The organism is Flavobacterium branchiarum, from assembly GCF_030409845.1.
Taxonomy (GTDB): Bacteria; Bacteroidota; Bacteroidia; order Flavobacteriales; family Flavobacteriaceae; genus Flavobacterium; species Flavobacterium branchiarum.
Genome location: NZ_JAUFQQ010000003.1, coordinates 1,874,021 through 1,889,308 on the forward strand (window position 1 = coordinate 1,874,021; position 15,288 = coordinate 1,889,308).

Below are 15,288 nucleotides of genomic sequence, written 5' to 3' on the forward strand. Positions count from 1 at the left end.
AAAACCTGTTAGGTATTTTTGTTTTAAATAGATATATGGCTAAAATATTAAACGGTAGTTCTTGCAGATGATTTACGAATATGCAATTCAGGTTTTAGGACTACCTTTTTTTCGATCATTATTTTATCGGTTTTATCCATTTGCTCTAAGAAAACACGTGCAGCCATTTTTCCCATTTCTAATGGAGACTGATCTACAGAAGTAATAGAGAGTTCCATGAATTTTGTAAATGGTTCGTTACTAAAACCAGCTACACAAAATTCTGCAGGAATATTAATTTCCCTTGCTTTCAATTCTTGAATGGCTCCCAAAGCTGCAAAATCACTTGAAGAAAATATAGCATCTGGGGGCGTATCATATTGCATCAAAGTATTTAATGCTACTTTACCAGCATCGACGCTACTTTTTGATTGAATAACATATTTTTCATCAAACGATAATCCATTATCAAGCAAAGCTTGTTTGTAACCAAGAAACCTGTTTTTGAAAATTTCAAGAGATTGATCTCCAGAAAAGTGTGCAATGAATTTGCAACCTTGATCTATTAAATGTTTAGTTGCTTCGTATCCTCCTTTAAAGTCATCAATGGTTACTGAACTTACTCCTGCAATATCTTTTTTTCTATCAAAAAATATCAGAGGTACATTATTATTTACTATGTGTCTAAAAGCAGCATCATTTTCGTTACTTACATCTGTAACCGACATTAAAATCCCATCTACTTGAGCATCAAGTAATGTATGAAGGTTTTCATTTTCTCTTTTAGGATCTTCGTGAGTTTGGCAAATAATAACTTGAAAACCATGTGGATGCAGTTCTTCTTCGATACCCCTAATAACTGAGGCAAAAAAGTTACTGTCAATACGAGGAACTATTACGCCTATATTATTACTTCTTCCGCTTTGAAGAGCTAAAGCAAGTCTATTTTGCTTATAATTCATAGCAGCGGCAGTTTCCATTACTAACTTGCGTGTGCTCTCTTTAATCTTAGGATTGTTATTTAACGCTCTAGATACTGTAGCAGCTGTGATGTTTAATCTTTTAGCAATATCATAGATAGTTATTTTTTCGCTCATGCTGTAGTAGTTTTTTTATTAATCCGTTACAAAAATAAGAATTTTTTATCATAAACTAACTGTTGTTGTTATCGATTACTTTAATTCTCTGGTAACTGTTGTTAAATAGATGTTATCATAATAAATTACTAGTTTTTTTACACTAAATATATTTTTTTTTGTGAATAAAAATTAAATATATAATTTTTATCTAAATATATTTGGCGCATTCAAAGTAATTATATATTTTCGTGTAATCGATTACATTAAAAGATATAATCGTTGAAACATGAATTTTAAAAACCATACCACAATGCTTATAAACAAATCAATACTAGCGAATACTAAATATATTTATATAGTAATTACAGCTTTATTTTTATCGTGTCTGACTTCTTCCAAATTATTAGCCCAAAAAAATCCTTGGAAAGAAATGGAAGAAATAATTAAAAAAATTCCTACTACAAAATTTCCTGATAAAAATTTTAACATAAATGAATATGGTGCGCTTGCAGATGGCGTTACAGATAACACATTAGCATTTAAAAAGGCAATTGAAGCCTGTGTTGCAAACGGTGGAGGAAAGGTAGTGGTTCCTAATGGAAAATACCTTACAGGAGCGATTCATTTAGATAGCAATGTGAATCTATTTTTAGAGGATAATGCAGAGATTTTATTCAGTACCAACCCTAAAGATTACCCAATAGTTCATACCTCATTTGAAGGTACAGAAATGATGAATTATTCTCCTTTTATATATGCTTACAATAAAACGAATGTTGCAGTAACAGGAAAAGGAACGCTTAATGGGCAAGCTAGTGTTAAAAACTGGTGGACATGGGCAGGTAAAGGATATGGATGGGAAAAAGGAATGCCTAGTCAAAATGATCCTCTTAACCGCCCAGCTTTAGTTGAAATGGGAGAAATTGGAACTCCTGTATCTGAAAGAGTTTTTGGTGAAGGACATTATATACGTCCTAACTTCTTAGAATTTTTCGAATGTAATACAGTTTTAGTTAAGGATGTTAAAATAATCGATGTCCCTTCATGGGTTATTCATCCGATGAAATCAAGAGATGTAATTGTCGATGGTGTAACTATTATAAGTCATGGTCTTAATAATGATGGTTGTGACCCAGAGTACTCTCAGAATGTAATTATTAGAAATTGTACTTTTAACACTGGAGACGACTGTATTGCAATAAAATCGGGTCGTGATGGAGATGGAAGAAGAGTTGGAATTCCGAGTAAAAATATCATAGTTCAAAACTGTAAAATGATCGATGGTCATGGAGGAGTTGTAATGGGAAGTGAAATATCTGCAGGAGTAAGTAATGTTTTTGTTGAAAACTGCATCATGGATAGCCCAAATCTTGATAGAGCTATTCGAATTAAAACTAATTCTAAAAGAGGTGGACTTACTGAAAATGTTTATGTGAGAAATATTGAAGTTGGAACTGTGGCAGAATCGGTCTTAAGAGTAACCATGTTTTACAATATTTATGGTAGCCAAGTCGGAAATTTTATTCCTGCAATAAGAAATATACATCTAGAAAATATTAATGTAAAAAACGGTGGGAAATATGGTATCCTAGCCGATGGTTATGAAGAATCTCCTATAGAAAATATTACATTAACCAATGTTAGAATCGAAAAAGTAGAAAAACCATATTCGCTTAAGCATGTAAAGAATTTAAAGTTTAATAATACCTATATCAATGGTACTAAAATGAAAAACATAAAATAATAACCTAAACAAACCTTAACTATTAAAACCAAATTTATGATCAATAACCATTTATTAAAAAAAGGGATAAGAAGTTATTTTGTCTGGACCTTTTTTCTGATAATTTTCATGAGCAATCAAATTTTTGCTCAGAATATTACAGTTGAAGGTACTGTTAAAGACGCAACAGGAATGACTTTACCCGGAGTGAATGTATTAGAAAAAGGGACAAAGAATGGTGTCTCAACTGATTTTGATGGTCATTTCAAGATTAAACTTTCAAATCCAAAAGCGGTATTGACTTTCTCATTTATGGGATTTAAAACTAAAGAAGTTTCTCCAGCTGGAAAAAATAAAATTGACATTATATTAAATGAGGATGCCAATACATTAAATGAAGTTGTTGTAGTTGGATACGGTACAGTTAAAAAAAGTGATTTAACGGGAGCTGTTTCTACTTTATCGGGTAATGATGTTAGAAAAACGCCAATTGCTAATGTTGCCGAAGCTTTAACGGGTAGAATAGCTGGGGTTCAGGTTGTGTCTTCAGAAGGTTCTCCAGACTCAGACATTAAAATTAGAATTCGTGGAGGTGGTTCCTTAACTCAAGATAGTTCTCCATTAATAATAGTAGATGGTTTTCCTGTAAATGGGATGAATGATGTTTCTGCATCAGATATAGAGACTATTACAACCTTAAAAGATGCTTCATCTACGGCTATATATGGATCGAGAGGTGCCAATGGGGTTATTATCATAACAACCAAAGGTGGTAAAGAAGGAAAAATAGCAGTGAACCTTAATATGTTCTATGGTATGAAAAAAATGGCCAATGAAATTGATGTTCTTGAGCCAGAAGATTTCGTAAAGTGGCAATACGAATACGCTTTGCTTGCAAAAGGAAATGCAGATTCTTATGAGAAATATTTTGGGGCATGGCAAGATTATGATATTTATAAAGGAATAAAAGGAGATAACTGGCAAAAACAAATTTACGGACGTACAGGAGAAGTTCAGAGTCGTGATTTAGGAATACGTGGTGGTTCGGATAAAATTAATTTTAATTTTAATTATGCGCATTACGATGAAAAAACGATAATGGTAGGTTCTGATTTTAAAAGAGACAACTTATCGCTTGCATTAAAAAGTAAAGCAAGTGACAAAATTGATTTAGCTTTTACAATGCGTTACTCTAATACACAGGTAAACGGAGGAGGAGCAAATGAGCAAAATGAAGTTTCTTCAAATGACTCAAGATTAAAGCATGCTGTGGGGTATTCACCACTTCCAATGCCTGGCTTAACAACAGATGATACAGACGAAGCAGTATCGGGTTATCTTGTAAATCCTTTTGTAGCTGTAGCCGATAATGATCGCCAGCAGTTTAGAAAAAACTTTAATATGTTGGGGAGTTTTTCATGGAAACTGACTGATAAATTGGTGTTTAAAACAGATTTTGGATTAGATAATTATAACTATTTAGATAATCGTTTTTACGGACGTTCAACGTATTACGTTGCAAATAAACCAGCGGCTACACTTCAAGGAATGCCAGCACTTACAATGAGTGATCGTAAAGATGTTCGTTTTAGAAATTCAAATACGTTAAATTATGATTTCAAAAAGTCATTAGGAGAAAATCATAATTTAAAAATCCTTGTAGGTGAAGAATCGATAAACTACCAAAGAAATGATGTAAATACAGTTTTACAAGGTTTTCCTAAATTTTTCGATTTCGATCAAGCAAAAAAACTGACTTCACAGGCTAAACCATTCTCAGTTGATAATTATTATTTTGCAGATGATAAATTACTTTCATTCTTTGGACGTATAAATTATGATTATAAAGACCGTTATCTTTTTACAGCAACCTATCGTGCTGATGGTTCTAGTAAATTTGCAAAAGGTAATAAATGGGGATATTTCCCAGCAGCGGCAGTAGCTTGGAAAATGTCTGAAGAAAGCTTTCTAAAAGAGGTATCTTGGATAGACTTACTTAAACTTAGATTGAGTTATGGTGAGGCAGGGAATAATAATATTCCAACGGGACAAACCGTACAAATTTTAGAATCAACAACGTCATCTTGGATAAATGGTTCTGACAATTACTTGGCTTCACCTAATATTTTAACGAACCCAGACTTAAAATGGGAGACAACGGTAACTCAAAATATAGGACTTGATTTTGACTTTTTCAAAAGCCGTATAAATGGTTCATTTGAAGTTTATAAAAATGTAACAAAAGATCTTTTATTAAATTTCCTTATACCAGGATCAGGTTATGCGAGTCAATTTAGAAATATGGGAGAAACTCAAAACACAGGTTTTGAGGCTACTTTAAATGTAATAGCAATTCAAAAAAAGGATTATGGTTTAAATTTCTCATTTAATATTGGTGTAAATAAAAATCGTATTAACTCACTTGGAGTAATGGATAGTTTTAATCAGTCAAGTACTTGGAATTCAGCTATTGATGGGGATTATTTAGTAAAAGAGGGAGGGTCTATAGGTGCAATGTATGGCTTTAAAAACGATGGTCGTTATGAAGTATCTGATTTTGATTTTGATGGAACCAAATACACTTTAAAAGAAGGAGTAGTTAATAGTTCAGGAATTGTTGGAACAGTTCAGCCAGGAACAATGAAGCTTAAGGATATAAATGGAGATAAAGTAGTGACTGTAGCCGATCGTACTATAATTGGTGATTCTAACCCAAAATTTAGTGGAGGTTTTGTAATTAATGGTAATGCATATGGTTTTGATCTTTCAGCTTCGTTTAATTATAGTGTAGGTAATGATGTTTATAACGCAAATAAAATTGAGTTTACTACTTCTACGCCAACTGGGCAATATAGAAATTTAAGTACAGAAATGGCTGATGGTTCAAGATGGACAAATCTAAATCCTTCTACAGGACAATTGGTGACTGATCCTACAGAGTTAACTGCTCTTAATGCAAATACAACAATGTGGTCACCGTATATGAATCGTTATGTTTTTAGCGATTGGGCAGTTGAAGACGGCTCTTTTTTAAGACTTAATACACTTACATTAGGATACACATCTCCAAATTCACTTATTTCAGCACTGGGAGTTTCAAAATTAAGATTTTACCTAACTGCTACCAATGTTTTTCTACTTACAAACTATTCAGGACCAGATCCAGAGGTTTCAACAAGAAGAAAAACACCATTAACTCCAGGTGTCGATCATTCAGCGTTTCCACGTAGCAGACAATTAGTTTTTGGTTTAAATCTTAATTTTTAATTTAACACGTATCAAAAGATGAAATATAAAATAATAATGGCAGGATTGATTTTAGCAAGTCTTTTTAGTTCTTGTCAGGAATTTACAGATGAAGGATTAGATGCACCTGGAATATCGACATTGGAAGAAGCGGAAGTTTTTTCTAATGAAGGTTTAACTAAAAGTGCGGTAGATGGAATTAAAATTCCATTTGCTGATACTAATGGACATAGGGGGCGCTTTCTTCCTTTTTATGGTTTTAATACTGATGTTGAATGGTATAATGCTTCAGAATCAACTTCTGATGATAAGCCGGGTTTAAGTATTTATGATGCAAAGCCAAATAACAGTCAAATGAGTATTGCGCTGACTGATGGAGGTGGAGGTAATCCGTGGACCTCAATGTATACGGGTATTGAACGTGCGAATATTTGCATACGCGGAATTCGTAAATATGGTGATCCAAAACCAGGATCTGAATTTGGATATTTGTTAGGAGAAGCGCTGACTTTACGTGCAGTTTATTATGCAGATTTACTTAAAGCTCATGGTGATGTTCCTGCTCGTTTTGAACCTGTAAATAGTGAGACGTTATACTTACCAAAATCAAGTCGTGATGTTATATACAAGCAACTTATTCAAGATTTAGGTGAAGCGGCGACGCTAGTACCTTGGCCAAACGAAAGTGCAGCAACTAATAGTGTGGAGCGTATTAATAAAGCTTTTGTAAAAGGACTCCGCGCTCGTTTAGCGTTGGTAGCAAGTGGATTTCAGCAATATCCTGATGGTGTTCGTAGAAGTAATGACACAGAGCTTTCGGTAGAAAAAATGTATAAATTGGCATTAGACGAATCCCGTTCAGTAATCTTGAGTGGTAAAGCTATTTTGGAACCGTCATTTGAAACTTTCTGGAGAAAATACAACCAAGAAGTTATTACAGCAGGAGGTGAGTCACTTTGGGAAATCCCTTTTGCAGATGGTAGAGGTAGAATGTTGTATAGTTTTGCTGTAAAGCATACAGATAGCGATCAGTTTCATAAAAACGGAGCTAATCGTGGAGGAACTGCAGGACCACTTCCTTTTATTTTCTATGATTACGATAAAGCAGATACTCGTAGAGATGTTACCTGTGTGCCTTATATATATGGTAAGCCTGTAAATGGAATTGCTAAGCAAGAATTGGCAGCATTAAATAAATGGTGTTTTGGAAAATACCGTTATGAATGGATGAAACGTTTAGTTACTTCTACTAATGACGATGGAGTAAACAAGATTTATATGCGATATGCAGAAGTACTTTTAATTGCAGCTGAAACCGCTAATGAATTAGAAGGCCCTGCAGCCGCTGCACCTTACCTAAAAGAAATTCGTAGAAGAGCTTTTACACCAGCTGATCAAGCTCAAAAAGTAGATAATTATGTGAATAATTTAGGTGGTAAAACAGCAATGTTTAATGCTATTGTAGAGGAGAATAAATATGAGTTTACAGGTGAAATGGAACGTAAACAAGCTCTTATTCGTTGGAATTTACTTAAAGTAAAATTAGATGAAGCAAAGCAAAAAATGTTTGATTTACAAAAACATACAGGGGAGTATGCAGATGTGCCTACAACTTTGTATTATAAATATAAAGCAGATAATGTTAGTTTAGAAATTTACGGACTAAATCGTGGAGAAAATGTAAATCCAGGAGCAGATTATACCTCTTTTGCTTGGAATGTACTTACAGATAGCAAGATAAATTCAATTTATAAAGTTGGAATCGATCCAAATACGAGACAATTTTGGCCGATATGGCAAATGATTCTAGAAGGAAGTAACGGGAAATTGTTCAATGATTACGGCTATTAATAGGTACTAAAAACTAATTATAAATTATTATGTTTATGAAAATAAAATATTTACTAAAAGGATTAATAGCCTCATTGTTACTTACTGTTGCTGTTTCTAGCTGTGAAAGTTATAATGAAGGATTGCTAGGCGGAATAGGAGCAATGAGAGAATTTTCTCCTATTGGGATTACAGCGTCTATTAAAAACCAAACATTTGTTGAGCTAAATTGGACAGTAAACGAAAGTGCAGATCATTATGTTGTAGAATTTAGTGCAGATGATCCTGACTTTAAAACTATTTATAAAACTGTAAAAGTTAGTCCTAAAGAATTACCTATCAGAGTACAATTAGAAGGAGAAACGGTTTATTCAATACGATTAAAAGCAGTAAGCACTACAGGATTAGAAGATTCTAAATGGACAATTACTAAAGCAACAACTTTATCAGAACAACTATTTTTAGCTAGTCAAGAGGAAGATATTGAATCAAATAAAGTTACTTTAAGATGGACAGCGAGCAGTAATGTAACTCAAATTGTTGTAAATCCGGGAGCGATTAAACACAATATTACGCCTGAGGAAAAGATAAAAGGAATAGCAGTAATAGGAGGATTGAAAGGAGAAACGCTTTATACAGCAGAGTTGTTTAATGGAGCTAAAAAAAGAGGTTACTTTACTTTTACCACAGGAATCGATATTGGAACTGGAATATTGGTAAAACCAGAAGATGATTTAAGTGCAAAAATTGCCGATGCTGCTCCTGGGGCAGTATTAGTATTGATGCCAGGTGATTACACAGTTTTTAAAGGAACAATAGCTATAAATAAACCGATTACAATTAGAGGTTTATATAGTTTTAAGAAACCGTTGTTGCATGTAAATTTCAATTTAGGCAATGGATCATCAATGTTGAGTTTAATCGATTTAGATTTAAATGGTGATAAATCACTATCAGATCTAGTTAAATATAATGAAGCGAATGTAACTTATGGGCCACTTTTGATAAGCGGATGTGTAATTCATGATTTTGTAAAGTCATTGATTTCTTCAAGTTTAGCGAATACAAAGGTTACTTCTGCAACAGTAGAGAATTCTATTGTCACAAATGTATTAACTACAGGAGGTGATTTTATTGATTTTAGAGTTGCACATATTGGACAGATTACACTTAAAAACAGTACGTTTAATAACTGTGCATCTGGACGTGATTTTATTCGTATCGATAATGCCACTGGATTAACAGGAACAGGCTTAACAACTAATATTTTAATTGATGGTTGTACGATTTACAACAAGTTTATGACACTCTCGAATAGAATGTTATATGTGCGTTTTGTTTCTAACGCAACAACTATTCGAAATACATTATTTGGACAAACAGCTGCGATTTATGCTAATCAAGCAGCAACAGTTGCTCCAACATTTGTAAACAATAATTATTTTAATTCGGGAGCACTTTACGCTACAGCAGCAACTCCTATAAAATTTGATAATTCGACTAGTTATTCAACATTAGATCCTAAGTTTACAAATGCTACAGATGGTGATTTTACTATAGGAAATCAAACAATAAAAGAAAACAATATTGGAGACCCTCGCTGGTTCAAATAAAGTTATCACAATAGATTAAATTTAAATGAGGTGTGCAATTTTTTGCATGCCTCTTTTTTTTAAACTACTTAGTTTATTAGACATTGTTAGACATTCTTAGATTTTTATTGTTGAGTTTACAGTCTCAGTTTACAGTATTCAGTCTCAGTTTTCAGTTTAGCTTTGCGAACCTTGCGAAAATCTTTGCGGACTTTGCGGTTATTTTTCCAGTCTCAGTCTCAGTCTCAGTCTCAGTCTCAGTTTACAGTTTACAGTTTACAGTTTAGCCTTGTGCACCTTGCGAAAACCTTTGCGGACTTTGCGGTTATTTTTCCAGTGTCAGTTTTCCCTTTCTTAGAACCTTAGCGTCTCAGTACCTCAGTGCTTTTGCTACTTAAAAAATGTTATCGATTACTATAATTCTAATTTTTACAAAACTGTAAGGTATTATAATAATTAATTATCAGTTTTTTTATACTTAATGTAATTTTATCCCTGTATATAAACTAAATATGTATTTTTTATTTAATTTTATTTGGCTCATTGAAACAAATTTTATACTTTCGTGTAATCGATTACAAAATTGTTGTTTTTTAATATAATAATTGATGTAGATGATTGTAAATAAGATTATAACATCTTAAATGGTTGCCGTTTTAATGTGATTATAATGTTGGTTTTTTTATATAGAAAATAGGTTCGCTCTATTACAGAAACCAAACGATTGAAAAGAGGGATTGATCGCAAGAAAATAGATTAGGATTATTTACTAAAGAATAGTAAAAGCATACGTTTTATAAATACCTATCAATATAAATAATAGAAGTAAAGTCAATTAGGAGTTAAGAGATATTACCAATTAACCAAACCATTAAAACCAAACTATGAACATTAAACAATTATCAAAGAAAAAAATAAAATACAATCTTGTATTTTTATTTTTCCTGAATTTACTGTTGAGCAACACAATTAATGCTCAATCGACTGTAATAGAAGGGAAAGTGACCGATGCCGCTGGATTATCCCTACCAGGAGTGAATATTTTAGAAAAAGGAACTAAAAATGGAGCCTCGACAGATTTTGAAGGAAGTTTTAAAATAAATGTTAGCAGTAGCAAAGCAATCTTAGTATTTAGTTATCTAGGGTTTCAGAATCAAGAAGTTAGCGTAGCAGGAAAATCAAGAATCAATATAAGTCTTATTGAAGATACTAATTCTCTTAAAGAAGTAGTGGTTGTGGGATACGGAACTGTTAAGAAATCGGATGTTACTGGAGCAGTAAATACATTGACTTCTGCAAAAATAACCGAGAGAAATGTTACCAATCCTATGGAAGCAATTCAAGGAAGTATCGCTGGAGTTCAGGTAACTTCTAACTCTGGACGTATTGGCGATGGTTTTAATGTTATTATCAGAGGAGCAAACTCCATTAATAAAGACGGTTCAAAACCCCTATTTGTGGTAGACGGAGTTCCTACAGATAATATTGACTTTTTAAACCCACAAGACATTGCTAGAATGGATGTGCTTAAAGATGCTTCTTCGGCGGCAATTTATGGTTCAAGAGGAGGAAGCGGTGTTATTATAGTTACCACAAAAAGTGGTACAAATGCTAAGGCAGGAGTTACCGTAACTTTTGATAGCTCTTATGGTAACAAACAAGCAGTAAGATTACCAAGATTGATGAGTCCAGATAAATGGTGGTATTACCATCAATCAGCATTTTTGGCAACTACAATATCGGGTACCAACCCTACATATATGGATATAGATCCAACAGAATTAAATGCAGCAGTTGGACAATCAGGTACAAATGGAGTTTTGTTTAATAGAGTAGCTAATAACCAAAGTTATAACTGGCAAGATGCTGTACTTAAAGGAGGTATGACACAAAATAACTATTTTACAGTTTCTGGTCGTGCTGATAATGGATTGTCTTATAACATAGGTTTAGGTTTGCAAAAAGAAACTGGAGTTATTGATAATGAAGGGATTGATAAATACACTTTTAAAGCAGGTTTGAATCATAAAATAAATGACAAAATTTCATTTGGAGTAAATCTTACTCTTTCAAAAACAGATGAGCAATTAGGAAGTGGTACTGCTATGCAAGAAGCTTTTAGACAAAATCCTTATACTTCGCCATGGGCAATTGATGCACAAGGAAATGAAATAATCGGCACATACGCGCAACAACCGGGTACATTAAGATATCCAAATGGAGTGCTTGGAATAAACAAAACAGGTTCATACAATCCACTTTTAGAAATTGCAAATTCGAGTGATGAAGTAAGCAGATGGACAACTATTGGGAATATATTTGCGGAATATAAAGCGACTAGTTGGTTGTCATTTAAATCGACTTTTTCGGCAGGTAAAACAGATGCAAGAGAAGGTAGATCTTTAGGAGCACAAACTGATTTTGGACTTAAAAACAAAAGTTTAGCATCTGGAGACGTAACCAATATGCAAAATTTTAATTATACGTGGGATAACCAGTTTAATATTAATTATACATTAAAAGACGCACACGTATTTAGTTTCTTAGGACTTCAAAGTTTCTATTCTAATACCACTGAAACATATTTTTCATCTTCAAGAGAAAATCCTTTCGAAACGGGTTTCAATAACCTTCCGTCAGGAGCGCAAAACTCTTATACATTAACTCCATCAGGAGGAACAGCTTTAATTCCGTCAGGCGGATTTATTCCTTTCTCTAAAAACACATTAGAATCATACGCAGCTCGTTTTAATTATGCTTACAAAGGACGTTATTTATTGACAGCTTCAGTAAGATATGATGGTTCTTCGGTTTTGGCTGATGGAAATAAATGGACTGCTTTCCCTTCTGTAGCTTTAGGATGGAATGTTCATGAAGAGGCATTTATGAAAAAACTAAGTTTCATTTCTAATTTTAAATTAAGAGGAAGTGTTGGTTATACAGGAAATGATAATGTATCACCTTATTCAAGTTTAAGTATTTTAAGAGCACCTACTTATTATGATTTTAATGGTGTAGCAGCTAATGGTTTTATTTCTCCAACTTTAGCAAATACAGCGCTTACTTGGGAGAAAACAAAAGAGATAAACATAGGATTAGATTTTGGTTTTTTTAATAACAGAATTTCTGGAAGTGTAGATGTTTATGATCGTTTATCAAAAGATTTGTTATTCCAACAAGCCTTACCATTAGAAATTGGAGTTCCTACAGTTACTTCAAATGTAGGATCTATAAGCAATAAAGGAGTAGAGGTTTCTTTGGTAACTAAGAATATCCAAACTAAAGATGTGTCTTGGGAAACTAGTTTTACTTTTACTAAAAACGTAAATGAATTAGTTTCTATTTACGGACAAGACAAAGTGGATGATGTTGGGAATAATTTATTTATCGGAGAAAATGTCCATTCTTATTATAACTATGTTTTTGATGGGGTATGGCAAGAAAACGATAGAGCTTTGGCATTATCCTACGGTCAAAAACCAGGAGAAGCAAGAGTAAAAGACTTAAACAATGATGGTAAAATTGATGCCAATAACGATAGAGCTATTTTAGGAAACTATGATCCTAAATGGTCAGGAAGTTTCTCGACTACATTGCGAGTTAAACAATTTGATGTATCAATGTCTTTAATCACTAATCAAGGAATGACTGTATTTAGTGGTTTCCATGACAACTTTGCTGATGTTACAGATAGAGGACGTCAAAAGTTAGATTTAGGCAATTGGTATGTTCCTGAAAATGGAGCTGGAATTCCTGCACAATATTCAAACACAAATCCATTACCAAGAGGAGCTGGAGTTTATTATGATACAAACAATGTTGCTTTCTATAAAGACGCTTCATTTGTTAAAATTCAAAATATAGCCTTTGGATACAGTTTGAATGATGAGTTACTAAATAAACTAAAACTAAAAAGCATGCGCTTGTATGTAAATGTGTTGAATCCGTTTGTGTTTACACATTATGAAGGATACGATCCAGAATGGGCTACTGCTGGATTAGCAGTTAACCGTGTATCAACAATGACTGTTCAAATGGGATTAAGTTTAAAATTTTAAATTAAAAAAAATGAAAAAAATAATAGTAATTATAGGGATACTGGTAACGACGCTAAATTCTTGCTCTGATTATATCGATGAAGATAATCGTTCCTATGGTTCTGCAGAAAAATATTTTATTACTGCAACTGGATTTGAATCATTGGTTAATACAAACTATGCAATGCTAAAAGATGTTTATGGAGGAGATCCATGGTTGTTTGAAGCAGGTACAGATATGTATTCTGAAGGAAGAAATCAAGAACCAGAAGGATTAAGTAAATATTTAACACTGTCCTCATCATCGGCAGGAGTAGATCAATTGTACAGAACTTGTTACGCTGCTATTCAGCAGGCAAATAAAGGATTGTTTTATGCTGGTATTACCGAAAAATCTAGCACATTAGATACAAGAATAGGAGAACTAAAGTTTTTAAGAGCTAATGCCTATTTTCTTTTAGTTCAAACTTATGGAGGTGTTCCAGTTGTCTTAGAAAATTTTAATACTGCAGTTACATCATTTGATAGAAATACGGCTGAAGAGGTATATACACAAATCTTGAAAGATCTCAATGAAGCACTTCCTGCTGTTAGTACAACATCATATACAGGAAGAGTTAATAAAAGAGCGGTTCAAAATTTACAAGCAAAAGTATATCTAACAAGAGGGTACGAAACCTTTGGTGCTGCAACAGACTTTACAACAGCAGCAGCTTTAGCAGATCAGGTAATTAATGGTCAGGCACTAGCAGTAACATTTGATAATGTTGTAAAACCAGGAAACGAAATGAATGCAGAAACTATCTTCTCTGTTCAATTTTCAGTTGCTTCAAATGCTACAGGAACTACTTCTTTAGGAAGTTCACAAAACTATTGGTTTAGCTCTTACTTAGGTGCAGCAGCAGCAGGGAATCCTTATCCAAATAGAAGTTACACACTTTGTCCGACTGTTTATGCTTTATCATTATATGAAAAAGGGGATAAACGTTGGGAAGGTACTTTTATGAATGAAATTTATGCTAAGTACTATGATTATTATAATGTAGCTGATAAAACAGCATTAAAAATTACTCATTTTTATGAGCCTAGATGGTTTACGCCAGCCGACAAAACAGCTTGGAATACAGCAAACGCTTCAAGAAAAAACACTGGTTTTGTATATCACGATTGGGGAACTTATTCTTCATCGGCTGCCGCTGGAGGAGATTACAATCTAATTCCAGTTCGTAAGTTTGATGATCCTTTAGCACCATACAGTGGAGCAACAAGTGCAAACTACAATACAACACCTGTAACACCTGCAACTAACAGAAGTAGTACACGTGATTTTATTATAGCAAGACTTGGTGAAACGTATTTAATTGCAGCCGAAGCGTATTATAAAGCAGGTAATTCAGGATCGGCTTTAGCACGTTTAAACGAGGTAAGAAGAAGAGCTGGAGGAGGAACAGCAGGAGTAATTCCTGTATTGACTTCAGTTGATATTAATACAATATTAGACGAAAGAGGAAGAGAATTATTAGGAGAATACCATCGTTGGTTTGACTTAAAACGTACTGGTACATTAGTAGAAAGAACAGTTTTACATAATCCTAAAATCACAAATGCAGGAGTATTTAATGGACAAAATGGTGCTCTTAAAATTTTAAGACCAATACCACAAGCCGCGCTAGATTTAAATAGAAATAAAGATTTCCCTCAGAATCCAGCCTATTAAAAAGAGTTAGTAATTTGATAGTTTTTTGGAATTATTATTTTTTGAGTTAGTTAAAGAGGAGTTTGTTTACGAGTCAAACTCCTCT

Annotated in this window: 7 protein-coding genes; 6 read left to right on the forward strand and 1 reads right to left on the reverse strand. The window is 33.3% G+C overall.

Annotation, left to right across the window (positions count from 1 at the left end; genetic code table 11):
- Positions 1 to 47: 47 nt before the first annotated feature.
- Complete coding sequence (locus QWY99_RS08955; RefSeq protein WP_290263929.1) at positions 48 to 1,076, reverse strand: LacI family DNA-binding transcriptional regulator; 1,029 nt, start codon at positions 1,074 to 1,076, stop codon at positions 48 to 50.
- A gap of 292 nt (positions 1,077 to 1,368) precedes the next feature.
- Between QWY99_RS08955 and QWY99_RS08960 the strand changes: the two genes are divergently transcribed.
- The 6 genes from QWY99_RS08960 (at position 1,369) to QWY99_RS08985 (ending at position 15,203) form a co-directional block, all read left to right on the forward strand.
- Positions 1,369 to 2,802, forward strand: a complete 1,434-nt coding sequence (locus QWY99_RS08960; RefSeq protein ID WP_290265368.1) for a glycoside hydrolase family 28 protein — start codon at positions 1,369 to 1,371, stop codon at positions 2,800 to 2,802.
- 108 nt (positions 2,803 to 2,910) lie between these two features.
- Positions 2,911 to 6,048, forward strand: a complete 3,138-nt coding sequence (locus QWY99_RS08965) for a SusC/RagA family TonB-linked outer membrane protein (protein ID WP_290263930.1) — start codon at positions 2,911 to 2,913, stop codon at positions 6,046 to 6,048.
- A gap of 18 nt (positions 6,049 to 6,066) precedes the next feature.
- On the forward strand, positions 6,067 to 7,878 hold the full coding sequence (locus QWY99_RS08970) for a RagB/SusD family nutrient uptake outer membrane protein (protein ID WP_290263932.1): 1,812 nt from the start codon (positions 6,067 to 6,069) through the stop codon (positions 7,876 to 7,878).
- Between the two features lie 35 nt (positions 7,879 to 7,913).
- Positions 7,914 to 9,470 carry a DUF5123 domain-containing protein gene (locus QWY99_RS08975; protein WP_290263934.1) on the forward strand — a complete coding sequence of 519 codons (1,557 nt, stop codon included), beginning with the start codon at positions 7,914 to 7,916 and terminating at the stop codon, positions 9,468 to 9,470.
- Positions 9,471 to 10,333: 863 nt separating this feature from the next.
- The gene (locus QWY99_RS08980) at positions 10,334 to 13,507 is read left to right on the forward strand and encodes a SusC/RagA family TonB-linked outer membrane protein (protein WP_290263936.1); all 3,174 of its coding nucleotides are present in this window, start codon (positions 10,334 to 10,336) and stop codon (positions 13,505 to 13,507) included.
- Between the two features lie 10 nt (positions 13,508 to 13,517).
- Positions 13,518 to 15,203 (forward strand): RagB/SusD family nutrient uptake outer membrane protein, encoded by a 1,686-nt coding sequence (locus QWY99_RS08985; protein WP_290263938.1) that lies wholly within the window; start codon positions 13,518 to 13,520, stop codon positions 15,201 to 15,203.
- Positions 15,204 to 15,288: the final 85 nt, after the last annotated feature.